At 42.3% G+C, this 1,576-nt stretch carries 2 protein-coding genes; both read left to right on the top strand.

Features of this window, described 5'->3' with window-relative positions:
* Window positions 1–164 precede the first annotated feature (164 nt).
* Complete coding sequence (locus JCM10512_RS20995; RefSeq protein WP_044165906.1) at window positions 165–668, top strand: fimbrial protein; 504 nt, start codon at window positions 165–167, stop codon at window positions 666–668.
* Window positions 665–1,450, top strand: coding sequence for an Mfa1 family fimbria major subunit (locus JCM10512_RS20990; RefSeq protein WP_244437421.1), 786 nt, complete (start codon window positions 665–667; stop codon window positions 1,448–1,450). The genes JCM10512_RS20995 and JCM10512_RS20990 overlap by 4 nt, the downstream gene beginning before the upstream one ends.
* The last annotated feature ends 126 nt before the right edge of the window (window positions 1,451–1,576 follow it).

Below are 1,576 nucleotides of genomic sequence, written 5' to 3'. Positions count from 1 at the left end.
GCAGGCCGGTAGCAAAGCTGCCGCTCGTAACAAACAGGAGGTACAAACGAAGCGTGCCGACAACCGGAAGATGGAACGATATACAAAGCGTCAATAGATAAAACACGAAAAGCGATAACGCTATATTAATTATTAACTCAATTTTAAATTTAAAAAAGACAAGTATGAAAGCTAAATTTAAGTATGTAATGCTAATGGCTGCTGCCCTTACAATGGGTTTAAGCGGTTGTTCGAATGAAAGTGACGTCGTAGATGACACCTCGAAAGAAGGAGTTAAAACGTATGCCAGCATCAAATTCAGTTCTCCCACTACGTATGCTACGCAAGAGGGTACTGCGGAAGAATCTAAGATCAACACTGTTGATGTGTTTATTTACAATGTCGGTGGCTTCTTGAAAGACTACAAACAGTTCACCAACTTTTCCGATGCCGGATCAGGTGTTTGGAAAACAGACGAACTGATGGAAACCACTTCAGGTGCCAAGCAGATTTATGTAGGAATTAACCTTCCTGATGAAATTAGAACGAGCTTGTCTGAAACCAACAAGACGCTTGCCGCTCTTACTTCCGTAGCCCATACAATTACAGTTGCTCAAATTGCTACCGATAATAAATTTGTAATGGGTAGCGATGTGACTCCTGCAACTTTTACCCCTTGGATGGTGTGACGGGAAGTATGCCGGCCAGCAATGCCATTACGGTAGATGTGAAGCGCTTTGTCGCTAAATTTACTGTAGAAGAGAAAGCTAATTTGGCTTTAACAAATGTTGATGGTGGAACACTGAGTAACTTGCGCTTTGCACTGGGGCAGGTGAATCTGTCGACTTATGCTGCACAGAAGAAAGTGGGAACTACCATTGAAGACCCTAACTATACCGAACCCGCTATTCCGGGTGACGGATTGAGTAGTACACTGGTAGATAACGACTATTCCGATGTGAATGATGCTGGTTCTTTTCTGGCTGTAAAATATGCTCCTGAAAACACCAATGATAACGTAATAGCGGGTAACCTGACTTATGTGAGCGTAAGCGCGAAATTCGCTCCGGCTAATGTATTTACCGGAACAACCGGTAACTGGACGGTAACACCACATGGTACAATCGGAGATTTCTGGTGCATCAAAACAACCACAGGCAACCTGTACTTCAAATCGGTAACGGAAGCTACTGACTATGCCACTGAATTAGGACTAAATGTGGGTGATGTAGTGAAATATACAGCTGGTACTTGCTACTATACCGTATATGTGAATAAGGCTAAGAATTACGATATATTCCGTAATGACTTCTACCAAGTTATTATCGATGAGATTATGGGCTTGGGAGATAAAGAGGAAGGGCCCACAGTACCAACTAATCCGGTTGACCTAGCGACTAAAATCAAAGTAGAGGTTAAGGTTGCACCTTGGAATCTGGTGGGTGAAAACGTTAACCTGATTCCTCAATAAATCATAGACTGACAGATAGATAGCAAGAAGGATTTCTGCAGGGAAGGGAAAGTTCTCTCTTCCCTGTAATAATCTGCTGCCTGATAATCCGTCTTTGAACGGATATTTAAAAACGATACAAAATAC

Source organism: Bacteroides reticulotermitis JCM 10512, from assembly GCF_000517545.1.
GTDB lineage: Bacteria > Bacteroidota > Bacteroidia > Bacteroidales > Bacteroidaceae > Bacteroides > Bacteroides reticulotermitis.
The sequence above is the reverse complement of the archived record's forward strand: the minus strand, read 5'-3'. Positions and strand labels throughout refer to the sequence as shown.